Annotated in this window: 20 protein-coding genes and 1 pseudogene; 11 read left to right on the top strand and 10 right to left on the bottom strand. The window is 52.1% G+C overall.

Translation table 11 applies throughout. The features are described from left to right. Positions 1-2: 2 nt before the first annotated feature. From HRQ87_RS01935 to HRQ87_RS01925, 3 genes are read right to left on the bottom strand one after another with little or no spacing between them, the layout of a single operon-like run. On the bottom strand, positions 3-1,010 hold the full coding sequence (locus tag HRQ87_RS01935) for an ABC transporter permease (RefSeq protein WP_174134666.1): 1,008 nt from the start codon (positions 1,008-1,010) through the stop codon (positions 3-5). After that, on the bottom strand, positions 994-2,913 hold the full coding sequence (locus HRQ87_RS01930; protein ID WP_174134664.1) for a sugar ABC transporter ATP-binding protein: 1,920 nt from the start codon (positions 2,911-2,913) through the stop codon (positions 994-996). Before HRQ87_RS01930 ends, HRQ87_RS01935 begins: the two co-directional genes overlap by 17 nt. A gap of 52 nt (positions 2,914-2,965) precedes the next feature. Next, entirely contained in the window at positions 2,966-3,949 is a 984-nt protein-coding gene (locus HRQ87_RS01925) for a substrate-binding domain-containing protein (protein ID WP_217430350.1), read from the bottom strand. Positions 3,950-4,143: 194 nt separating this feature from the next. Here HRQ87_RS01925 and HRQ87_RS01920 point away from each other — a divergent pair, with 194 nt between their 5' ends. Continuing rightward, a complete protein-coding gene (locus tag HRQ87_RS01920) occupies positions 4,144-4,899 on the top strand; it encodes a FadR/GntR family transcriptional regulator (RefSeq protein ID WP_174134663.1) in 756 nt (251 codons plus the stop codon). Positions 4,900-4,927: 28 nt separating this feature from the next. On the opposite strand, the gene HRQ87_RS01915 is transcribed toward HRQ87_RS01920, so the two are convergent. Further along, complete coding sequence (locus HRQ87_RS01915; protein WP_174134662.1) at positions 4,928-6,001, bottom strand: alpha/beta fold hydrolase; 1,074 nt, start codon at positions 5,999-6,001, stop codon at positions 4,928-4,930. Between the two features lie 287 nt (positions 6,002-6,288). Here HRQ87_RS01915 and HRQ87_RS01910 point away from each other — a divergent pair, with 287 nt between their 5' ends. From HRQ87_RS01910 to HRQ87_RS01890, 5 genes and pseudogenes are all read left to right on the top strand, one after another. Then, a complete protein-coding gene (locus tag HRQ87_RS01910) occupies positions 6,289-7,254 on the top strand; it encodes a TRAP transporter substrate-binding protein (protein WP_174134661.1) in 966 nt (321 codons plus the stop codon). A gap of 67 nt (positions 7,255-7,321) precedes the next feature. Continuing rightward, complete coding sequence (locus tag HRQ87_RS01905; protein ID WP_174134660.1) at positions 7,322-7,831, top strand: TRAP transporter small permease; 510 nt, start codon at positions 7,322-7,324, stop codon at positions 7,829-7,831. Next, positions 7,828-9,108, top strand: a complete 1,281-nt coding sequence (locus HRQ87_RS01900; RefSeq protein WP_174134659.1) for a TRAP transporter large permease — start codon at positions 7,828-7,830, stop codon at positions 9,106-9,108. Before HRQ87_RS01905 ends, HRQ87_RS01900 begins: the two co-directional genes overlap by 4 nt. A gap of 2 nt (positions 9,109-9,110) precedes the next feature. Continuing rightward, positions 9,111-9,998 carry an L-threonate dehydrogenase gene (gene ltnD, locus HRQ87_RS01895; protein WP_174134658.1) on the top strand — a complete coding sequence of 296 codons (888 nt, stop codon included), beginning with the start codon at positions 9,111-9,113 and terminating at the stop codon, positions 9,996-9,998. A gap of 56 nt (positions 9,999-10,054) precedes the next feature. Then, positions 10,055-10,518, top strand: a pseudogene (locus HRQ87_RS01890) (transposase); the annotation flags it as partial. 247 nt (positions 10,519-10,765) lie between these two features. On the opposite strand, the gene HRQ87_RS01885 reads toward HRQ87_RS01890, so the two are convergent. From HRQ87_RS01885 to HRQ87_RS01860, 6 genes are all read right to left on the bottom strand, one after another. After that, entirely contained in the window at positions 10,766-11,431 is a 666-nt protein-coding gene (locus HRQ87_RS01885; RefSeq protein WP_174134657.1) for a class II aldolase/adducin family protein, read from the bottom strand. 4 nt (positions 11,432-11,435) lie between these two features. Then, positions 11,436-12,560 (bottom strand): Tm-1-like ATP-binding domain-containing protein, encoded by a 1,125-nt coding sequence (locus HRQ87_RS01880; protein ID WP_174134655.1) that lies wholly within the window; start codon positions 12,558-12,560, stop codon positions 11,436-11,438. Then, complete coding sequence (locus tag HRQ87_RS01875; protein WP_174134654.1) at positions 12,560-13,432, bottom strand: carbohydrate ABC transporter permease; 873 nt, start codon at positions 13,430-13,432, stop codon at positions 12,560-12,562. Before HRQ87_RS01875 ends, HRQ87_RS01880 begins: the two co-directional genes overlap by 1 nt. After that, a complete protein-coding gene (locus tag HRQ87_RS01870; protein WP_174134653.1) occupies positions 13,429-14,343 on the bottom strand; it encodes a carbohydrate ABC transporter permease in 915 nt (304 codons plus the stop codon). Before HRQ87_RS01870 ends, HRQ87_RS01875 begins: the two co-directional genes overlap by 4 nt. A 74-nt stretch (positions 14,344-14,417) precedes the next feature. Further along, positions 14,418-15,764, bottom strand: coding sequence for an extracellular solute-binding protein (locus HRQ87_RS01865; RefSeq protein ID WP_174134652.1), 1,347 nt, complete (start codon positions 15,762-15,764; stop codon positions 14,418-14,420). 52 nt (positions 15,765-15,816) lie between these two features. Further along, the gene (locus tag HRQ87_RS01860; protein WP_174134651.1) at positions 15,817-16,890 is read right to left on the bottom strand and encodes an ABC transporter ATP-binding protein; all 1,074 of its coding nucleotides are present in this window, start codon (positions 16,888-16,890) and stop codon (positions 15,817-15,819) included. 149 nt (positions 16,891-17,039) lie between these two features. On the opposite strand from HRQ87_RS01860, the gene HRQ87_RS01855 reads away from it, so the two are divergent. From HRQ87_RS01855 to HRQ87_RS01835, 5 genes are all read left to right on the top strand, one after another. Beyond that, entirely contained in the window at positions 17,040-17,696 is a 657-nt protein-coding gene (locus HRQ87_RS01855) for a GntR family transcriptional regulator (RefSeq protein ID WP_174134650.1), read from the top strand. A 93-nt stretch (positions 17,697-17,789) separates the two neighbouring features. Then, positions 17,790-18,722, top strand: coding sequence for an N-acyl homoserine lactonase family protein (locus HRQ87_RS01850; protein ID WP_174134648.1), 933 nt, complete (start codon positions 17,790-17,792; stop codon positions 18,720-18,722). Positions 18,723-18,726: 4 nt separating this feature from the next. Further along, positions 18,727-19,572, top strand: coding sequence for a TIGR01459 family HAD-type hydrolase (locus HRQ87_RS01845; RefSeq protein ID WP_174134647.1), 846 nt, complete (start codon positions 18,727-18,729; stop codon positions 19,570-19,572). 3 nt (positions 19,573-19,575) lie between these two features. After that, positions 19,576-20,535: a class II aldolase/adducin family protein gene (locus HRQ87_RS01840; protein WP_174134645.1), complete on the top strand. Its 960-nt coding sequence runs from the start codon at positions 19,576-19,578 to the stop codon at positions 20,533-20,535. Beyond that, on the top strand, positions 20,532-21,830 hold the full coding sequence (locus tag HRQ87_RS01835; RefSeq protein WP_174134643.1) for an FGGY-family carbohydrate kinase: 1,299 nt from the start codon (positions 20,532-20,534) through the stop codon (positions 21,828-21,830). The genes HRQ87_RS01840 and HRQ87_RS01835 overlap by 4 nt, the downstream gene beginning before the upstream one ends. Positions 21,831-21,873: the final 43 nt, after the last annotated feature.

The following is a 21,873-nucleotide window of genomic DNA, read 5'->3' as shown; positions in this document are numbered from 1 at the left end:
TATTAGTTGCGTGTTGATCGCCAGTTGATCAGGCGTTCTGCGAGCAATGCTATGATGATAATGCTGCCGATCGCGGTGCCTTGCCAGTATGGCGATACTTCTATCAGATTAAGACCGTTTCGGATCATGACCATGATCAGGACACCCAGTAAGGTACCGATCACTGATCCTCGTCCGCCATAAAGACTGGCGCCCCCGATTACGACTGCTGCAATCGCGTCCAGTTCCAGTTGATTTCCCGCCATTGGGTCTGCTGACATGATCTGCGCCAGCGAGAACGTGACAGCCACGGCCGCAAGTGCGCCGGAGACAACATAAGGCAGGATCGAATAGAACATTGTCGAAAGTCCCGCAGCACGGGCTGCTTCGGCATTTGATCCGATCGCATAAATCGTTCGACCGCCTTTGGTATAGCTAAGATAACCCCACGCGCACAGATAAAGGCCAATCAGGAAAAGGACATTCGCCGGTATGCCAAGAAAAGTTGAATAGACAATGGCATCAAGGTCGAGTGGCAAGCCCGAAATTGAACGTTGTCCGGATGCGATGAATGACAAGCTGCGCCCGATTGCCATGACGCCCAATGTCACGACAAAGGGGGCTAGCCCAAACACCGCGATCAGAACGCCCGAAAACAAGCCAATACCCGCCCCAGCCAGCACGGCAAGGGGGATAGCCAACGGAATTGGCATGATCTGAAGGGCTTGCGCAAGAATGATGCCCGTTAGCCCGAAAACAGCGCCGACGGACAAATCAATACCACCTGTTAGAATCACAAATGTCATGCCAACCGCGACAATCCCGATGACGACGGATTGATCAAGAATGTTAAAGATGTTGCGTTCGGTCAGAAAGTGGGGCGACAAAATTGATAAAATGCCCGCAAGCAAAAGGGCAAGGCAAAGCATTCTGAATTCAAGAGTGCGAAAGACAGCATGAAGCGGATGTGCGGGGGCAGTTGAGACATGATCGGGGATGTCAGAATTTGGCGTGTTAGGGGTGTCGGCCATTTAAGTCATCCTTGTCTGTGCTGGTCAGGTTGCTGATTTTGGCTCGGATATTCTTGGGATCTGGGGCTTGGGCGGTACCTGCGATTGTTAGACTGATCCAGCCAAGATCATGCCCGCGTTTGTCGGTCAGCTGTGTAAAAAGTGTCTGTCGCAAGCCGTCAGTTTCGGTCACAAAACCTGGCCCATGTTCGCGAATGGCTTTGGGGATCAATGTTTGATCAACCATAATAGCTTCGCCGGGCGTTAAGCCCGCTGAAGGTGCATTGTCATGTGCTGCTTGCGTCAGGCAAATCAGTTCATCACCATCAAGCAATGTCCAGACGGCATCGGCGTGATACGTTTCGGCCAGTTCGGCAAGCAAAGCCTGGTTGCGCGCTGCTGAGGTGCGAGGCGCTGCCAAAAGTGTCAGCTTTTCTTCGGTCAGACGCGACGCAGGCAGATCGGCGATGGTTATACCATCGGACATCACAACGATACGTTCTGCGATGCCCAGAAGTTCCTCAAAATCTGACGATATAACGATCACGGCAAGACCTGCATCTGCGGCTTGTTGCAAAAGACGATAGATTGATGATCTGGTACCAATATCCACACCTTTGGTTGGTTCATCCAGGATCAGAATTTTGGGTTGGGTCAAAAGCCAGCGCGCAATGATAATCTTTTGCTGCATCCCGCCCGAATAATTCAAAAGACTTGTATCCAGTCGGTGCGCGGGCAACCCAAGATCACTAATTAGTTCGGCAACTTTATTGGCACGCTTGCCATAGCCACGACCAAAGCCACGGTGTTGCCCCATCTGTGCCAGTAGCAGATTTTCACGGACGCTAAGGTCAGGCACGATATTCTGTGCCCGTCGATCTTCGGCGACAAAGCCCATTCCAGCCCGAACGGCGTCGGCTGGTTTGTGCAGGCGTATGGGCTTTCCATTGATTTGGATATCACTGTTTTGACGTGGTCGCAGACCCCATATCGCCTCAACGGCTTCTGATCGTCCGGCACCAACCAATCCGCCAAGCCCAAGAATTTCGCCACGGCGCACTGAAAAACTTATATCGCGCACCCATGGTAGCGCTTTAAGATTTTTCACCTCAAACACCGTTTCGCCAATGGCTTCGGGCTTGACCGTACGTTTCTTATAAATCGCCCCAATGTCGCGGCCCACCATGTATTGAATGATATCTCCTTGTGTCAGGCTTGACGTCGCAACATCTTCGGCGACAACTTTGCCTTCGCGCAGGATGGTGACACGATTGGTTATGGCAAAGACTTCCTCAAGCCGGTGCGACACAAAAGCCAAGGCGCGCCCGTTGTTTTGCAGGTTTTCCATGATATCGAATAGACGATCCACTTCTGTCGCCGAAAGCGATGCCGTGGGTTCATCGAAGATGATCAGTCGGGCATCCAATGCTAAGGCTTTTGCAATTTCAACCAGCTGACGCTGGGCGGCTGAAAGGGTTCGTACCTCGGCATCAAGTGGAAGAATATGTTCATGCCCAAGTCCCGCCAAAAGCCGGTTCGCATCAATCCGCATGGCGCGGTACGAAAGACGACCTTTTGTTGCCAGATTGGGCAGAAAGATATTCTCCAGGACAGACAGATCAGGCGCAAGCGAGGTTTCTTGCGCGACAAGCGCGATGCCGCAGCGAAGCGCATCGCGGGTTGAATTAAGCGACAGTGTGGCGCCATCGAAAAATATGTCGCCGCCCGATGGCTGGATATGGCCTGAGATAATCCGTGACAGTGTGGATTTTCCGGCCCCATTCGCCCCAAGCAACCCAACAGTTTCGCCCGGACGAAGTGTCAAAGAGGCATCGACGAGCGCACGCGTTTTGCCAAAATTCTTCGACACGCCCGTTGCAGTCAAAAGCGGTTCAGCTTCAGCTTTCTGAGATGTTTGTAACATGACTGGATATCAGGCCGTTGCTGGGGCGAACGCAGCCGTCCCAGCAAATTCTTTATTCGACCTCATTGGCGAATACCGTTTCCTTAATTGTCGGAAGCATTTCTTCGATGTTGTCAGATGTCACGATCAAGATTGGCACTGTGATTTCTTTTTCTGGTGTACCACCGTCCAGATGACTGATCATCGCTTCGGCTGAACGAACGCCCATCAGGTAAGGCTGCTGCATGCCAGACACAACCAGATCGCTAGATTGTAAAAGCGGCACGAATTCAGGGATGCCGTCAAACGCTGCGACAAGAACATCGCCATCCATGCGCGCGGCTTTAATCGCGCGAAGTGCGCCAAGGGTCGGGCCGTCGGTCTGTACAAACATACCGCCCATATTCGGGTTCGCGGTGATCATATCCTGGGTGAACCTGAATGTTTCATCCGCTGTATAGGCCTGCATTTGCTGAAGGCCTGCTTCACCGGTCACGCCACCTTCTGACATTGCATCCTTGAACCCTTTGGTTCTGGCTTGTCCGTTCAACCGCGCTTGGCTGATCCCAATAATTCCGACGGTCGAATCTTGTGTTCCAGCAGCGTTCATCGCTGCTGATAAAGCCTGGCCGACACCATAAGCACCTTCGTAGTTATCCGACCCTATGACAGATACATATTCGCCTGAATCGGTTCCGATATCTGCAATGACAACCGGGATACCAGCGGCTTTTGCAAGATCAAGCACGGTTGGGGCCGTAGAACTGTCGGTTGGTGATAATATGATACCAGATACACCGCGTGCGATGGCATCTTGCGCATTCTGCAATTGGGTTTGGGGATTATTTGTGCTGTCAAGTGCTGCAAATTCATAACCATTTTCTTCGGCAACCGATTTCACACCTTCGGAAACATAGCGCCAGAATGCCAGATCAAGTCCTGGGGTCATATAGACCAGTTGGCCTTTTTCTTCTGCGGCAATAGGTGCTGCCATACCAAGCGTAGCTGCTGCAAGTGCCGCCGATGCAAGCATCGTCAGGCTTCGACGATTCATCATGTGTAGATCCTCCCAGATCGTTCTTTTCCACCGCTGTGTTAAACATCAGGCGATGGTACTGTCCGATTTTGTATCGGATCACTGGTATGGGAAATAGACCAATGTTGCCTTTGCGTCAAGATGGCTGGCTATATTTGCCCGCGCATCTCTGATAGTGTTTAAGTGATTGATCAAAAGAAAAGAGATACTGAATTATGAGCCAAGCGCGACTTGTGCAACTTGCCACGACCAAGCAACTGATGGGTGATGTGCCACGCAGATCGGTACGCGATCTTATTGCGGAAAAATTGGCAACGCTGATCTCTTCGGGCGTGATTGCGCAAGGGGATGAACTGCCCGGCGAACGTGAACTTGCCACGTCGCTATCAGTTAGTCGCGAGACGATGCGAGGGGCGATTGGTATCCTTGCGGCGCATGGTATTTTAAAGGTTTCTCATGGTGCCCGGACGGTGGTGGCGAACTGTGATGTCAGCGCCCTTGTTCCCCAAGGTCCAATTACACCCCTGGGCGGGCGATACGATCTTGCAAGCGTACACGAAGCACGGCTTACGGTCGAACAACGCATTGCGATCAGCGCAGCGGTTCAAATCACGGATGATCAACTTTCCGGGCTAGAAGCATCCATTGCTGCGCAAGAGGCTTGCGGCGAAGATGCGGTGCGGTTTTTACTAAGTGACCGGGAATTTCATGCATTGTTGTATCGTGCTGGGGGAAACGACGTTTTATTCGACATGGCGATGGCGCTTTATAATCATCAATTGGATCATCGTCGCCGCATCGTGGCCCGCCCCGGATCGATTGTACAAAGTGTTGCGGATCATCGCGCTATCTTGTCAGCGTTGGCAAGTGGTAACGCAGAAGACGCTGCTGCCGCTGTTGTTGGTCATGCTACGCGAATTTTCGAAACGACAAGACAATTTCTGGAAGACGAAGGCGGTCAATCGCGTTGATTGCGACCGACTGCCAACACTGTTTTGCCTATTCAGGGGCGTTCGGTAGACCTTTCAGAAACTCTGCAAGCTGATCAGCGTAATAGCTTGCATCGTATGTTGTGCCATGACCTCTGGTTTCGGGACCTTCAGGCACGATATAGACTTGGCCGTTCGGCACCATCGCCATCCCTTCGGCCAACATCGGAAGCTCGACCGGATTGCGTTCATCATCTTGACTGATGAGCAGAAGCACTTGGGCTGTTATATCGCCCAGTTTCGGCGTCGGATCAAAGTTACGCGAAGCGTTCCACATATACATGACGTCGTTGGCATCGCCGACCTTTTGGTTGGCTTTTCTTTCATCGACATAAGCACTTGCCATTTCATTGGTGGCGCCAAGTTCCTGAAGGCGTAAATTACCACCCGACGTGGCCATTCCGAACCATGCACTCATATAACGTAGCATTGGTGGCTGTTCTTCATAGTTACCATCGTTCCAAGCCGGGTCATCCCGCACTGCGTCGATAACCATGCGCCGCATCATCCAGTTGCGCCCTGCCATGGGCCCCGGCAATGACGCGATGGGCACACCACCATCCATAAAGTCAGGATATTCTGTCAGCCAGGTCCAGGTCAGCATCCCGCCCATTGAAAACCCGATCTTTACATGAAGCCGGTCAATTCCAAGCCCATCTTCAAGCAGTATCTTTTGGGCATTCACCATATCCAAAAGAGTATGTTCTGGAAAACTGGCCCGCATCCCGTCAGATGGTTTTGAGCTTTCCCCCGCACCGATGGTATCGACTAGGATTAGAAAGTATTTTTCAGCATCCAGTGGTTGGCCGGGGCCATAAAGATTGCCGGCAAAAGCGTCACCCAGCATTGATGTGGCCTGACCCGTGGTTCCATGTGTTATCAAGACGGGGGGATTTTCTGGATCACCAATCGTTAGATAGCTAACGTTCATTTCTGGCAATATCTCACCTGTTTCGAATTCGAAATTCTCGATGACATATGTATTTCGTTCTGGTTCTGGATATGCTGCGTCTTGTGCCAACACCGGTTGGATCACCGATGCTGTTGCCGCAATGAACAGCGTTTTGAATAATATATTTTTCATTTTTTCCTCCCAAATGACAAACCAAGTGATATACTGGTCTGATCACAGTACCAGTTAGGCAAACAGGTTTTCTGATATCTGTCAACATTTTGGGTTTATGTGTTTTGAACAAGGTCATTTGACGGAAACCTGACAGAGTAATCTGAGCTTGCACTTTACATATGAGGTCTGCTTAGCGTACCACTTAAAATCTGTTAGGGTCTCAAGTGTTGATACACTCGAAATAATTATAGCCAAAAAGGCATCAAACAGACCGACGAATAACGTAAGCTCATGGGAGGAGCATTATGAAATACTTAATTACCGGCCTTTTTACGGCCGTCTTTTTGACGACAACTGCACAGTCTGAACAAAGAATTGTAGTGGGTCATGCACTATCCCCAGCCTCGCATTATGGGGTTGGTGCGCAAGCTTTTATCGACAAATTAACCGAAGTCTCAGATGGTGCCTTCGTTGGCGAACAGGCGCCGGCAGGTCAGCTGGGCGGTGAACGCGACATGATCGAAGGTTTACAGATCGGCTCAATGGATGTGGTTATCACATCAACTGGCCCGCTGGGTAACTTTGTGCCCGAAGTGTTTGCGCTGGATCTGCCATTCCTGTTTCGTGACTACGATCACGCACGCAAAACACTTGATGGAGAAATCGGGCAGGAACTTCTGGCTAAGATTGGTGAAAACGATCTGGTCGGTTTGGCCTGGTCCGAAAACGGATTCCGCCACGTGACCAACTCACAACGTCCTGTTCGTACACCTGCAGATCTGAATGGTCTTAAGCTGCGTACGATGGAAAACAAGGTGCATATGACCGCATTCAGCGGCATGGGGGCGTCACCAACACCAATGGCATTCCCTGAACTTTTCACGGCCCTTCAGCAAGGTGTTGTAGACGGGCAGGAAAATCCTGTCACGGTGATCACGGCCTCAAAGTTCTGGGAAGTTCAGAACTACGTTTCACTGACAGGCCATGTCTATTCGCCTGCAGTTGTGCTGGCATCCCCTTCGTTGATTGACGGTTTAAGCGATGAACAGAAGGACTGGTTTATGCAGGCCAGCGTAGCCTCTGCTGCGGCCACCCGTGCCGAAGTTAACAGACTGGAAGAAGCCGGCGTTGCTCTTCTGCGCGAAAATGGCATGGAAGTGATCACTGATATCGACAAGGCACCTTTTGCTGACCTCGCAAGAGCGTCGTATTCAGTCTATATAGACGAGTATGGTACTGAAATGGTGGATCGCATTATCGCCGTGAAATAACTGTCATTCTATCCTACAGGCCGGCGCAGTTGCTGCGCCGGTCATGTCGCCATGACAGGAGTTTTCCATGCGCGCATTCCTGAAATTTGAAGACCTGACCACAGGTCTGGCACTGCGTTTGTCGATTGCCTTTCTGGTGGTTGCGGCGTCTCTGGCGCTTTTCCAGGTGATTACCCGGTTTGTATTTTCCAGCCCCTCAACCTGGTCCGAGGTGATTACACGTTCCGCGATGATCTGGTCTGTGTTTCTTGGTGTTGCAGTTGCCTTTCGGCACGGGGCTATGATCGCAGTAGAAGTGATCCAGCGTCTGCTGCCACCACGCCTTGGGCTAATCCTATTTCTGATATCAAACACGCTTTCGATCATCTTTTTTGCGATTTTGTTTTGGCAAGGGTGGGCAATGACCAAAAGGGTCGTAAATCAGAAACTTGCAGCGCTTGATGTATCAATCGCCTGGGTCTACGCGGCGCTTCCTGTCGGGTCGGTCTTTATCATCATCGCCATTCTGGCTGTTATGATCCGCGGTGTGCAGGGCGACTGGGCCGCAGGTCAAACACAGACGGAGGCTGCAGAATGAACAGCGCCCTTGGTCTGTCGCTTGTAATCTTTTTTCTTCTGGGTGTTCCGATTGCCGTCGCGATCGGTCTTGCGTCTGTTATCGGAATTGAAATGCAGGGCCGTCTGCCCTTACTTCTTGTCGCGCAGCGTATGTTTACAGGCATCGACAGCTTTCCACTGATGGCGATTCCGCTGTTTATTTTGGCGGGCAACCTAATGTCGGCGGGTGGCATATCGCACCATCTGGTCGAACTGGCAAAATCCATCGTTGGCGGAATTCAGGGTGGTCTGGCCTGTTCTTGCGTGTTGACCTGTATGATGTTTGCAAGTGTTTCTGGTTCCAGTGTTGCAACGACGTTTGCAATTGGTGCCATTTTGATCCCGGCTATGGTCAAGCACGGGTATCCCAAACCAATGGCTGCTTCAATTCAGGCCAGTTCGGCTGAATTGGGTGTGCTGATACCACCATCAATCCCGCTGATCCTTTATGGCGTATCTACGGACACCTCTATCGGCAAACTTTTTGTCGCTGGGCTAGGCCCGGGGCTTCTTGTGGCCATTTCGCTTATAATCCTGGTTCTCGTGCTGTGTCGCGTGCGTGGTATCGGCATGATGGATGGTGAAGACAGAACCAGTATTGGAAATGCTGCATGGGCGGCTTTGCCGGCATTATTGGTTCCATTCGCGATCCTTGGCGGCATCTATTCCGGAATCTTTACCCCAACCGAAGCAAGTGCTGTTGCTGTTGGTGCTGCGCTAATAGTGGGGATGGGCATTTATGGAGAGCTAAAATTCAGCCAACTTCCCGAGATTTTAAAGCAGACGGTCATTTCAACGTCGGCAATTATGATCATCATTGCTGCGGCATCGCTTTTTTCGTTCTTGATCACCCGGTCAGGTTTGCCAAACGAAATCGCGGCGTGGTTCAAGGACGTCTTTGAAAGTCGTATCGCATTTTTGCTAGTCGTCAATCTGATGCTACTGATCGTTGGCATGTTCATCGAAACATCGGCCGCTATTCTGGTACTGGCGCCGATTTTGACTCCGATTGCCATCGCCTATGGCGTCGATCCGGTGCATTTTGGTTTGATCATTGTGGTCAACCTGGCGCTTGGCATGATTACCCCACCGTTGGGTGTGAACCTTTTTGCAGCCTGCGCGGTGGCAAGATTGCCGGTGGAAAAGATCATCCCGCAACTTCTGTGGTTCGTGTTGACAGTCTTTGGTGCGCTGATGATCATCACCTATGTGCCTGCGATCAGCCTGTGGCCGGTTGAAATGATATTGGGGAACTAAGGATGAGCATTATTTATACGATTGGATTGGGATCAATGGGTCAGGGCATGGCGTTGTCATTGCTGCGCGCAGGCCATGAGGTCTATGGATTTGATCCTGATAATGAACGGCTTGCCAAAGTAACGGCCAGTGGTGGACATGCGCTGACAAGAAAGACACCAGCGGCAGATGTGCTGGTGTGTGTTGTCCTAAACGCCACCCAGACCCAAGACGCGTTATTTGGCGATGATGGTTGGGCGAAGCATCTTAAATCTGGGGGCACAATTGTATCTTGTGCCACAGTCGCCCCTGATTTCGCCATTCAGATGGAAGCCAAGGCCCAGGCGCTTGGGTTGCACTATCTTGATGCTCCGATCTCGGGCGGTTCGGTGCGTGCAGCTGATGGACAATTGTCGATAATGGCGTCCGGTACGCCAGCCGCTTTCGATGGCGCGGACAAAGCACTTATGGCCATGGCTGACACAATCCACAGACTTGGCGATCAGGCTGGGCCCGGCTCGGCCATGAAGGCGGTTAACCAATTGCTGGCAGGCGTTCATATCGCCGCCATGGGCGAGGCACTGGCATTGGCCACGTCGCAGGGTCTTGATCTGGCCCGTGTCCTTGATGTGATACGCGTTTCAGCGGGAACATCATGGATGTTCGAAAATCGTGCACCGCACGTGATTGATGCGGATTATACGCCGCGCTCAATGATTAACATATGGCCCAAGGATTTGGGTATTGTTACTCAGATTGCTGACACCGCCAAGCTGCCATTGCCGCTGACCCAAACAGCGCTTGATCAGTATCGGGCTGCCGCGGATGCGGGATTGGGGCTTGAAGACGATGCGGCGATTACAAAGCTAATCGCATCCAGCGCAGGTTTGCGCTTGCCGGTTGATACGTAAATCCAAGCACGCTTTCCCTAACAGCTTATTTTGTTGAAAAACTCTTCCTTGATCGCATCCCAGACCACTCGAGCTTTTCCAAGAACCGGCACGGTCGGTTCCGGGACAGCGAACTTCTGCGCCATCTGTTCGAGACAACCTTGGCGCACTGCATCGCGGAAGGTCTGTTCAGCGGCCAGCGCATGGCAATCGATGCCAGCCTGATCGAAGCAGATGCGAACAAACAGCTTTCTGCCTCGAAGGAAGAATGGGCCACCGGTCGGATTGATGTCGGTGCCGCACCCCGCGCGGTGCGCGAGTATCTCGACACGCTGGATGAGCCTTTGAAACGCCATTGGTCCGAGAGACAATGGCGAACGCATTCGTTGCCTATTCCAACAATTACCTGATCGACACGGACCACGGCGTCCGTGTTGATGTGGAAGCGACCAGATCAATCCGACAAGCTGAAGTGGGATCAACCAAGACCATGCTGAACCGCGTCAAAGAGAGGTTCGATTTACATCCCGAACGCATCCTCGGGCTGGGACGTCTCCGATTACGTGCTCCATGTGGTGCAAATGGTTCGAACGGCTTACGCGGCCCCACTGGGGCCACAGTCCATTCTTACTCTATCTTCGCCGCAACCGCCCAAAACCTCCGCAAACGCGCCAAGATCTTTTCCGCACCACAGCAAACCCGCAAAGCCTGATCACAAAGGCATCCGCAACGTGTTCCGGGAGACACTTTTTGCGCCCGCAACACGTTGTTTCTAAAAGAATCAGATATCACCGGGCTTTGGCTGCGCGGGCATCCATAGCTGTACCATATGTCGGAAGGTCGGCGGCCGTCTTTCCGTGAGCGGCCATCAAAGTATCGCGGACAAAGGCGATATGGGCGGTTTCTTCGATAATCTCGGCCAGATACTGCGCTGCCGTCAAAGTTTTTCCCACACCTATGGTGCCATGGTTTGCCAGAACCGCCGCGCGGATGGACGGGTCATTGAACACCGGGCTGATTTCGACTTCTGTCTGGGGACCACCATTGCTGGACAGTGGGATCAGCGGCATGCGGCCAATTTTTTCAATCGTTTGAACGGTCAGACACGGAATTTCGATACCCGCACTCGCAAACCCTGTGGCCCAAGGGCTGTGGCAGTGCACGATCGCATTGATGTCAGGCCGAATGCGATAAAGGTCCAGGTGAAATTCCATATCTTTGGATGGCTTGAAGGCGGAAGGTTCTATTGTACCGTCCAGATGAACCACTTGCAGATTATCGCGACTGCATTCTGCAAAGCCGACGCCAGATGGCTTGATCACAATTGCATCGGCTGACGGCAGACGTACTGACAGATTGCCACCTGCATTGGTTTGCAAGCCCAGATCAAAACACCGGCGGGCCGACCAGATCAGGGCGTCTTTTTTAGCTTCGATATCAGAGGGGTCGATCATCATGTCAGTCCTTTGTTATGTCACGCAACGCGTCGACGGCAGCATGGGCCACAGCGCTATCGTTGATGTGTCCTTTAAGACGGGTCAGGGGAATGTGGGTTTCCAGCGTGTCCGCAAAGACATGCCGCAGGCCAGGGCTTTCGATGGCACCATCGGGGCGGTCTTCCGACGAAAAGCCGCCCATGGGGATCAGAACGCGCACGGGGGCAGTGGCTTCTTTCAAGGCCGCACCAAGAATATTGGCGCATTTTTCCATTTCATCTTCGGCGCACTGCACATGCGTAAAAAGCGGGGAATGCGAATAATGCGGGCGATTGCGATATGTTTCAGGCATCAGATCAGGTTCGCCCAAGCCGATGAAATTCACACCACCGGGCAGCACCACGCGCGGCAAATTCCCCATGCTTGTAAAACGCCCAGGCATATCGGCATGAACGCCCGCGATATAGCAGCGCGTCAATTCATGTGGGGTATAGTCGATCACCGACTTGAACGCACCAATCTTCGCCCATCGGGTGAATGCCGCGCCACCAAAGCCATTGGCATGAAAGACGGTAACCTCTTGCCCATCCGTTTTTAGCCGCGCGCAAAGCGCATCGGTGCCCGGCCCAGTGACGCCCAGCGCGGTCACCCCGATGGATGGTGTGTGTGACACGGGACCAGTTGGTAATGACGCATGATAAAGCCCACCCGTGATAGCGGCGGCTTGATCAAGTGCTGCGCGGGTCGTCGCATTCAATCCACAAAGATCGGCGATGGTTGGCACCAGAATGATCGAACTATCCGCAATGATATAGCGCGGATCGAACGGCAGGGTGGTCACCAACACTTTGGGCATAGCAACTGGTAATGATTGCAAAACGCGTAGCGCGATCTGCCCTCCTGTACCACCGCCGATCGCCACGACCATGCGGCGCCCGGTTTGGGGCTTGGCTGAGATCTGGGTGATGGCGCGATCTGTGGCCTGCGCCATTCCTGCAATCTTAGCCTTGGGTGACCATTGCACGCCGCCTGCATGCAGTGAGATATCGCAGGTTTCAACTGCAACACCCAAAGCCATAAGAGCAGCGATCAGGTAATCAGCCTCTTCTTGCTTGGTCTCATAGGTCGCCAGCAGCAGAACAGACATCAGCCTTTCACGGCCCCCGCTGTCATGCCGGTAATAATTTGACGACTGGCGATAAAGGTAAAGATAATTGGCGGGATCGCCAGTAACATGCCTGTCGCCATGATAACGCCCCAGTCGATGTTGAACTCTGTCAGACTGTTGACGATGGTGACAGGCACCGTACGGCTGTTACGATCTGCCAGCGCATTGGCCAACAGAAATTCATTCCATGCGACCCGGAACGTAAAGATCGAAGCCGCCGCAATGCCAGGTTTGATCAACGGCAGGACAACCAGAAAGAAGACCTGAAAGGGACCTGCGCCGTCCATCCGGGCGGCTTCCTCTAGCTGGATCGGTACTTGCACGATGAAGCTTTGCAAAATCCAGATCACGAAGGGCAGGTTCAGCGCGACATAGACCAGGATGATGCCGCCACGTGAGCCGTCGATGCCAAACTGGAACGTCCAGATACCAAAGACGGGAACCAGCAGAACGGCAGGCGGTACCATACGCATCATCAGCGTCCAAATCGACACGACATCGCGACCCATGAATCGAAAGCGCACCAAAGCATAGGCGGCCATGGTGCCAATGATCAGCGTGATCGCGGTTGAGATCAGACCAATAATAAGCGAATTCGTCAATGCGCGGCCAAAGGTCGGGTCGCAGCGGCGTAAGTATTCAGGTTTGTACCACAGAAAATCACACAGGGCGGTTTCATAATTCCGCAATGTAGGCATGAACAAAATGTTCGTGCTGTCGGACATGATATCGACGTTCAGCTTAAGCGACGTGACAAGCATCAGATAGATCGGTCCAATCGCCATCACGACCAATGTAATCAGCAGTGCATAGAACGCCGGGTTTTGACGGTCATAGGTCTTAGTGCTCATGCCTCTTCCTCCACTGCGCGCAGCCGGGCTGCGCGTGCGTCCTGTGCCTTGTTGTAGATGAACATCGCAAATGTCAGCAGAAGTAAGACGATCAAAAGCAGGTTCGACATGGCAGCAGCTTCGCCCAGTTCCCGAAATTCTGAGGCGGTTCGATTGATGCGTAGCGACAGGATTTCGGTTGATAACCCCGGGCCGCCATTGGTCATCACCAGGATCACTTCAAGCACTTTGAAGCTGTCGATCAGGCGCAACAGAAATGTCACGATCAGCACGGGCAACATCAGCGGCAATTTGATGTAAATGATCTGTTGCCAGCCGCTTGCACCGTCGATCTTGCTAGCTTCGACGGCCGAGGTGGGAAGTGATTGCAGCGCAGCCAACGACAGAATGAAGATGAACGGGGTCCACTGCCAGACATCTGCAATCACGACTGATGCGAACGCCCAATTGCCGTCTGACAACCAAGGGATCGTGTCGAACCCCCATGATTTCAGCGTCTTGTTAAAAATGCCGACTGTCGGGTGATACATATACCGCCACATCAGTCCAACAACGATGGGCGCAATCATCATGGGTAAGATAAAGAGTGTCCGCAGCAGTGACATACCGCGAATATTACGATCAAGAAGAAGGGCAAGCCCGACACCCAGAAACATCTCAAGCGTTACAACGACACCAGCAAATTTCAGGGTGACCCACATGCTTTCGCGAAAACTGGGATCGCTAAACAATTTGGTATAATTCCGCAAGCCAACAAAATCAGCCTCGCCGATCCTCTGGCTGGGGTTCCAGTCCAGAAAACTGGCGTAAATCATATAGCAAATCGGATAGAACAACGCGAAAAGTAACACCAATCCAGCAGGCGCCAGAAAAAGATAGGGTGTCATGCGGTTCGTGCGAGCAATGCTCATGAAAACGGGCCTTTTCGATCATTGATCACAGTATTGGGCCGACGCGTTCAGCGCCGACCCGAATGGGAAGTGTATTACTGCCAGGTGTAATAACCGGCTTCTTCCATTGTGGCGCGGGTGCGCTCTGCGACACCATCCAAAGCTTCCTGGATGTCCAGATCTTCGGTCAGTACTTGCGATAAAGTTGTGCCAAGATCCGCATTGATTTTACCCCACGGCGGGATGATCGGACGCCAGTTAGGATCGGCATATTTCAGGGCTTCACCAAATGTTTCAGCATACGCATAGGCTGCCTGATATTCAGGGTTCTCATAGGTTGAGAAGCGTGACGGGTTACCGCCGGCCATCGCAATCATCAAATCAGCTTCTTTTGAGGTCAGCCACTGCATCAGCAGAAACGCGGCCTCTTTGTTTTGCGCATTTGATGGGATCGCGATACCAAAGCCACCCGTTTGGCTGCCGCGCCGCACGCCTTCGGGGTGCAAGGCCCAACCGACATTTCCGGCAACCGTTGATCGGCTTTCATCTTCAAAACCCGCTGCGAATGCAATGGAATCAAGGAACATGGCAGATTGCCCCTGGGCAAAAGATGCAGCCGCTTCGGCAGGACCGAACGTTTCTGAACCTTCGACACCACAGTCGATGATTGTCTTCAAGGCTGTTGCCGCTTCGACAGCAGCGGCATTATTTATGGTTGGGTTCCACTGTTCATCAAACACACGCCCACCAAGTGGCGCGAGGTGCAGCAAAAACGCATGAGAAGCCTGGTGGCCCGATGCGGCGCGCGATGCGAGTCCGCCCATACCTGGTTCAAGCTCTGGGATTTTGCAGGCAATTTCCAGCAATTCATCATACGTTTGTGGAACTTCTAGCCCATGCTTTTCAAAGATATCCTTGCGATATCCTAGCACCGATGTTTCGGACCCAAACGGGATACCAAACAACGAACCCGTTGGACCGGGCAAATAGCCCTGGGCACCGCCAGCAACACCAATATTCTGAACATAACCGTCGATCAGATCTTCGGCATCATAGTTCGGATCAGCCAAGGCCGGATTCATGAAATACTTGGCTAGATTTTCCAGCTGATCGGCGTAAACATAGTCAGCTTTGGAAAAGACAACATAAGAAATCAGGTCATAATCGCCTTCATCCTTTGTCAACTCAAGCGTCTGTCGTTCGCGCATTTTCAAGTACTGAAGTTGATCAACTTCCACTTCAATCCCGGTCTGCTCGGTAAATTCTGGCAGAACATCCAGAACGGCGTTGTAATGCGGATGCGCGGGGAAATTGACGACCAGTGTCGTTCCTTCATAGGGCGCATATACGTCTGCGGTATGCCCGTCTGAATAGGCCGCCCCCGTATATGTCAGGGTCACTGCAATGGCAGCAGACCAGACTTTGTTTCGATTAAGCTTCATTTCATCCTCCCAGATGGTTACAGCCGTCTAAGCGGCCTTTGTTCAGACCGCGCTAAAGTGCGGCCTCTGTTTGTGGGTCAAAAAGATGAATTTCATCCCCCTGAACCTTGAATTCACGTTCTTCACCGGCACGAATGGGCACAACGGTGTTAACTTCGATCGCCACTTGCTGTCCGCCAAGTTCAGAAATCAGCACAGATTGCGCGCCGATGTATTCAGACAGGATCACGGGCATTTTCAGACCACCCGGACCCTCAGTAAAGCTGGATGGCCGAATGCCAAGGTGGATGTTGCGGTCTTTGTGCGCCTGCAAGCTGGCTCTGCGCGCGTCGGGTAGTGGAATGGAAAACCCCTGACCTTTTGCAGATAAAACACCATTTTCCTCGATAAGTTCAGCAGCCAGAAAGTTCATCGTGGGTGATCCGATAAACCCTGCGACAAACTTGTTGGCGGGGTTGCGATACAGCTGCTCCGGCGTTCCCGCTTGCATGATTTCGCCAAACTTCATGACAACGATCTTGTCACCAAGGGTCATCGCTTCGACCTGATCATGGGTCACGTAGATCATGTTTTTTCTGATCCGCTGCGACATCAGCGCAAGTTCGGCGCGCATCTGACCTCGTAGTTTTGCGTCAAGGTTCGATAGCGGCTCATCAAACAGGAATGTCCCGGCATCGCGCACCAATGCGCGCCCCATGGCAACACGCTGACGCTGTCCGCCCGACAGTTCTGCGGGTTTACGATCAAGATATGCGGTCAGGTCCAGTGTTGCTGCAACCTCTTTCACCCGTTTTTCGATGTCTGATTTATTCATACGCGCAAGGCGCAGCGCAAATGACATGTTCTTTGCGACGTTCATATGCGGGTAAAGCGCGTAATCCTGAAACACCATCGCCAGATCGCGTTCTTTCGGCTCAAGCTTTGATACGTCACGGTCACCGATAACAATCTGGCCACCTGTGACGCTTTCCAGACCGGCAATCATCCGAAGAGTTGTTGATTTTCCGCAGCCCGATGGACCAACAAGGACAGTAAATTCACCATCTGCCATCTCAAGGTTGAGATTTTCAATCACGTTCACTGCGCCGTAATCTTTGCGCAGCTGCTGAAGCCGTATTTCGGGCATATGTGGTTTTCTCCCCCTATAGCGTCCAAGGGAATATCACTTTGTATACAAAATCAACCCAAAATATCCAAAATTGTTGGTTTTAGTGGTTTTAGTTTGCGTAACATGCTAGGGATAGGACAACACAAGGTCACCCTGGGGGCGTCATCATGGACCGCAACAGTACACAATCACGCGAATCGACCGGTCAAAAAATCGAAAGCGTTCTGCTGGACGATATCGCTGCCGGGTTGTTGCAACCGGGCGAGCGTTTAGATGAAACGAAACTTGCACAACGCTTTGGTGTATCACGCACCCCCGTTCGCGAGGCACTTAGTCGCCTTACTGCACAAGGTGTGTTGATCGCAGGTGAAAAAAGGGGCGTTCGTGTTGCAGAATATTCACGCGAAGAATTATCGCAAATGTTTGAGGCTATGCAAGAAATAGAGAGCATTTGCGCACGCCTTGCCAATCAACGCCTTACCCTTCTAAACCGATCTGAAATAGAAGCAGCACAAGCCAATTGTAAAACGGCCGCCCAAGCAAATGATCGGATCGCTTATATCCGCGCGAACGAAGCGCTGCATATGGCAATCTATCGTGCGACCGATAACCCTTATATCTTTGAATTAGCGTCTGATTTTCGTCGTAAAACCGGACCGTTCCGCGCCAAAAAACTGGAATCGCAAGCAGATCTGATTGCGTCTGTCGCGAACCATGAAGACCTGCTTGCTAAGATTTTTTCGGGAGATTCACAAATGGCTGTCGATGGTATGCGACAGCATATGACAGAAAGTTTTATGCGTGTTTTGGCGGTAAATAATTAATCTATAGAATGAAAATTATAAAATTCTGATCAATCTGTAGACATTTACTATATTTTGTATACAAACATTGTGACTCGTAATGTGGAGGACTCAATGGGCGTTGCAGAGACTAAGATTTATCCCATCAATACCGGCTGGCTTGAGGCTGACCTTGGCACCTATATTTTCTGGAAAGGGCCTGCAGGCCAAAAGATCTGGAACCCGGTTTACTGCCATTATGTTGATACGGGTGAACATAAGATCCTGATCGATACCGGTCTTTGCGATGAAGAACGCGCCACTAAGTACCACCACAAATGCGACAAACGCGGCTGTCTGCAGGTGCATGAGCATCTGGAACAAAAATTGGGTGTTCACCCAGACGAGATTGACGCGATCGTCTTTACCCACCTGCACTGGGATCACGTGCAGAATATGAAGCAATTCAAGAACGCCCGCTATATCGCCCCCAAGGCCGAGATTGAAATGGCCTATAACCCGCTACCACTTTACTATCGCACGTATGAAAGCGGTGTTCTGGATATTGAACCTGCCTATGCTGGTTGTCCTTTTGAGGCGGTTGAAGATGAATGCGAGGTTCTGCCCGGCATCACGATGTTCCATACCCCCGGCCATTCGGTGGGTCATATGGCCGTTACCGTGGCGACCAGCGCAGGTGATATCGTGGTCGCGGGCGATGCGATCTTTCAGGAACGCAACATGGAACCCAATCCCGACGAAGGTTGGCGCTATTGGGTGCCTGCGCGGTTCGTGAACAGCTATGAAGGCTGGAAATCGGTCGAAGAGCTAGACAAGCGCGCAGATTATATCCTGGCGTGTCATGATAAAGTGGCCAACGGGCGTTCAGACGTTTTCCCGTATGAAGGCATGCCGATACGCAAGCGTCGTCAGGTTATCCCGGGCTATCAATTTTATTTTGGTGACATGCCAGCAGGTAGCGTCGATAAATCGGCATCGGCCTTAAGCCGCGAAGAGGCTGACGCCTATATCGCAGCGCTTGTTCCGCCAACGCCAGACAAACCCTAATCTGATGACGCAACTTATCGACAGCATCAGCAGCATTGCTGATCAGTTCGAAGCGATCGTTCTGGATCAATGGGGCGTGCTGCACGACGGCAGCGCGCCTTATCCCAAAGCGATCCAAACGCTTGAACATCTTAAGAACAGCTGCGCAAAGCTGGGCGTTCTTTCTAATTCTGGCAAACGCGCCGTACTCAATGCCATGCGCATCTCTGATATGGGATTTGATGTATCGGTATTTGATACCATCATGACCTCGGGCGAGGCGCTGTGGCAGGTTTTTGCATCAGGTGACGAAACGGCGCAATTTTTGTACCCGATTGAGGCGCGCCCCGGTGACGCGGCAAATTGGGCCGAAGGTTTACAGTTAAAGCTGGTGGATGATGTGTCGGCGACAGACGCCGTGCTTCTGATGGGCTTGCCGGATGGTAGCGATTTGAGCGCATATGATGAAATTTTGCACGCCAGTTTAGACCGCAACCTTCCATTTTATTGTTCAAACCCCGATTTGACCGCTCCCAGGGGCGGTGGAACCTATGTCACATCACCGGGTGCATTGGCTGAACGTTATAAGCAGATGGGTGGGATCGTACATCTATTCGGCAAGCCGCACCGCCCGATCTTTGACGCCATGCAAAAATCACTTGGTTGTGCACCAGATAAGATCCTGATGGTTGGTGACAGTTTGCATCATGACATTCTTGGGGCCCAAACTGCCGGATGGCAAAGCCTGTTGATCCAGGTTGGGGTTCATCGACCCGACATCTGTAATAACACCATCGCGCAAGATATCCTGCGGCTTTCAAAAGCTGCCATGATGGACCCACCCAATTATTCCCTTCCTGACCTGAGGTAGCCGATGGACGATCTGCTGACACCTGAATTCCGCGCCTTTTCTGCCCGTCTTGGACAAGACCCGCTTCGTGTTCAGGGACCGGGTGGGAATACGTCGATTAAGTCAGATGATATCATGTGGATCAAGGCGTCTGGAACGGAATTGGCCGACGCCGAACATAAATCTATTTTTGTCTCTGTTGATAGAAACGCTGCCAAAGCTGAAGCCGCGGGCGCGGGTGATGGAAGTTGCAAGGCGACAGTGCTGGATAAAACGAACACGCTACGGCCCTCTATCGAAACAACATTCCACGCCGCCCTTGATTGGCCGGTGGTCGCCCACACCCATTCAATTGCGACCCTGGTGCATGCGATTAGCCCCGAAGGCCGGTTGGCGGCCCGTGAAAAACTGAATGGATTATCCGCAGTCTTTGTGCCTTACGCCAAGCCGGGTCTTCCGCTGACCCGTGAAATTCTGGCCCGTGTCACACCGCAGACGCAGGTCATAGTCCTTGAAAATCACGGGTTGATATGCTGCGGATCAACCGTTGCTGAAACTGATCAGATTATGGGCGTGGTTGAAATGCGGCTTTCCATGCCGAAACAATCGCGCCCCAAAACGCCGCAAGGACCATTGCAAGATGGCTTTGAACGGGTTGGTGAAAGCTGGATGGCGTTTGATGCGCGCATAACTAATTTTGTGCTTAGCGGTTCCTATTATCCTGATCATGTTGTTTTTCTGGGTCCTGCGTTGCCCGAAAACGACCATAATGGACAGCCGCCGGTGTTTCTTGTTCAGGGCGAAGGTGTCTATTTGCGTGATGGCGCAACGTCATCTCAACGTGCAATGATCCGTTGTTTGTCCGATTGTCTGGTACGTTTACCAGAAAATTGGACCGCACAGCCCATTGGTGCGGATTCAGAGGCAGAGCTGATGAATTGGGATGCCGAAAAATATCGTCAGACGCTGGCTGCACGGACATGACCGAATTAAGCCTTGGGATCGATATTGGAACGTCTGGCATACGCACGGCAGTACTGAACAAGGTCGGTGATCTGATATCGTCCCAACGCGTTGCGCACGAACCCCAGGATCCAAACCAAATTGACGCGATGGCATGGTGGCGATCCGTGGTGCAATGTGTGCGGGCGCAATGTGCGGTATTGCGTGAAATCGGCCATTCACCAGATGATATTATGCGCATTGGTGTTGATGGCACTTCGGGCACTATGGTTTTGACTGACGCTAAACTGCGCCCTGTCACCCGTGCACTGATGTATAATTCGTCAGGTTTCGAAGCTGAGGCGGCTATCATCGCCCGTCATGCCCCTGACACCCATATCACAAGGGGCTCGAACTCTGCCCTTGGGCGCGCGCTGCGATTGCAGTCTGAGGATACCGGTAAGTCAGCGACACATCTTTTGCATCAGGCCGATTTCATAATCGCGCATTTGCTGGGTCGTGGCGGTGTGTCTGATTATAATAATGCCCTGAAAACCGGATTTGATCCTGCCACAAGGACATGGCCAGACTGGTTTGCCGCAACCGGATTGTGCACATCATTGTTGCCGAACCCTGTGCCAGCCGGTGCCTTGGTCGGGCAAATATCATCTGTTACAGCGCAAGCACTGGGTGTGGCAACGAGCACGCAAATTCATGCAGGAACAACAGACAGCATCGCGGCGTTTCTTGCAGCCGCACCGCTGAAGTTGGGCGCGGCGGTCACATCCCTTGGGACAACGCTGGCCATTAAAATCCTAAGCGATACCCGGATAGATGATCCCAACGTTGGTCTTTATTCACACCGGCTTGGTGATTTCTGGCTGGTTGGTGGAGCCTCAAATACGGGCGGCGGTGTGCTGGCAGACCTTTTTACCGCTAGCGATCTTGACCGCCTTTCGAACGCCATTGACCCTGATATGGAAAGCCCATTGGATTTATATCCGCTGCTAAAGCCCGGTGAACGTTTTCCGATCAATGACCCTGAATATCCCCCGCGGATGAATCCACGCCCTGCCAGCGACGCTGACTATCTGCACGGACTGCTTGAAAGCATCGCCCGGATCGAAGCTCAATGCTATGATACCATCGTGAACAGAGGCGGGGCCGCACCCAAACTGCTTTTCACTGCAGGGGGCGGCGCCGAAAACGATACCTGGACTCATATTCGCGCCCGCGTGCTGGGACTTTCGCCAAATAAAGCCAATCATTCCGAAGCATCGGTTGGCATCGCACGGTTGATACAGGATATGGCTGGCAATCGGGGTGATGAACAGTAAACCCAGATCGGTTTTTCAAAGGATAACCGTAGTATCGTAACCT

This window comes from Parasulfitobacter algicola, assembly GCF_013315265.1.
In the GTDB taxonomy this organism is placed as follows: Bacteria; Pseudomonadota; Alphaproteobacteria; order Rhodobacterales; family Rhodobacteraceae; genus Parasulfitobacter; species Parasulfitobacter algicola.
This window is presented reverse-complemented; position numbering and strand designations above follow the sequence as displayed.

Coding starts and splice junctions, on each gene's coding strand:
- HRQ87_RS01910 (WP_174134661.1), top strand. CDS start 6,289: ATGAAATACTTAATTACCGGCCTTTTTACGGCCGTCTTTTTGACGACA.
- HRQ87_RS01900 (WP_174134659.1), top strand. CDS start 7,828: ATGAACAGCGCCCTTGGTCTGTCGCTTGTAATCTTTTTTCTTCTGGGT.
- HRQ87_RS01880 (WP_174134655.1), bottom strand. CDS start 12,560: ATGTCTGTTCTGCTGCTGGCGACCTATGAGACCAAGCAAGAAGAGGCT.
- HRQ87_RS01835 (WP_174134643.1), top strand. CDS start 20,532: ATGACCGAATTAAGCCTTGGGATCGATATTGGAACGTCTGGCATACGC.
- HRQ87_RS01920 (WP_174134663.1), top strand. CDS start 4,144: ATGAGCCAAGCGCGACTTGTGCAACTTGCCACGACCAAGCAACTGATG.
- HRQ87_RS01925 (WP_217430350.1), bottom strand. CDS start 3,949: ATGATGAATCGTCGAAGCCTGACGATGCTTGCATCGGCGGCACTTGCA.
- HRQ87_RS01855 (WP_174134650.1), top strand. CDS start 17,040: ATGGACCGCAACAGTACACAATCACGCGAATCGACCGGTCAAAAAATC.
- HRQ87_RS01930 (WP_174134664.1), bottom strand. CDS start 2,913: ATGTTACAAACATCTCAGAAAGCTGAAGCTGAACCGCTTTTGACTGCA.
- HRQ87_RS01915 (WP_174134662.1), bottom strand. CDS start 6,001: ATGAAAAATATATTATTCAAAACGCTGTTCATTGCGGCAACAGCATCG.
- HRQ87_RS01905 (WP_174134660.1), top strand. CDS start 7,322: ATGCGCGCATTCCTGAAATTTGAAGACCTGACCACAGGTCTGGCACTG.
- ltnD (WP_174134658.1), top strand. CDS start 9,111: ATGAGCATTATTTATACGATTGGATTGGGATCAATGGGTCAGGGCATG.
- HRQ87_RS01865 (WP_174134652.1), bottom strand. CDS start 15,764: ATGAAGCTTAATCGAAACAAAGTCTGGTCTGCTGCCATTGCAGTGACC.
- HRQ87_RS01840 (WP_174134645.1), top strand. CDS start 19,576: ATGGACGATCTGCTGACACCTGAATTCCGCGCCTTTTCTGCCCGTCTT.
- HRQ87_RS01935 (WP_174134666.1), bottom strand. CDS start 1,010: ATGGCCGACACCCCTAACACGCCAAATTCTGACATCCCCGATCATGTC.
- HRQ87_RS01875 (WP_174134654.1), bottom strand. CDS start 13,432: ATGAGCACTAAGACCTATGACCGTCAAAACCCGGCGTTCTATGCACTG.
- HRQ87_RS01845 (WP_174134647.1), top strand. CDS start 18,727: ATGACGCAACTTATCGACAGCATCAGCAGCATTGCTGATCAGTTCGAA.
- HRQ87_RS01860 (WP_174134651.1), bottom strand. CDS start 16,890: ATGCCCGAAATACGGCTTCAGCAGCTGCGCAAAGATTACGGCGCAGTG.
- HRQ87_RS01850 (WP_174134648.1), top strand. CDS start 17,790: ATGGGCGTTGCAGAGACTAAGATTTATCCCATCAATACCGGCTGGCTT.
- HRQ87_RS01885 (WP_174134657.1), bottom strand. CDS start 11,431: ATGATCGACCCCTCTGATATCGAAGCTAAAAAAGACGCCCTGATCTGG.
- HRQ87_RS01870 (WP_174134653.1), bottom strand. CDS start 14,343: ATGAGCATTGCTCGCACGAACCGCATGACACCCTATCTTTTTCTGGCG.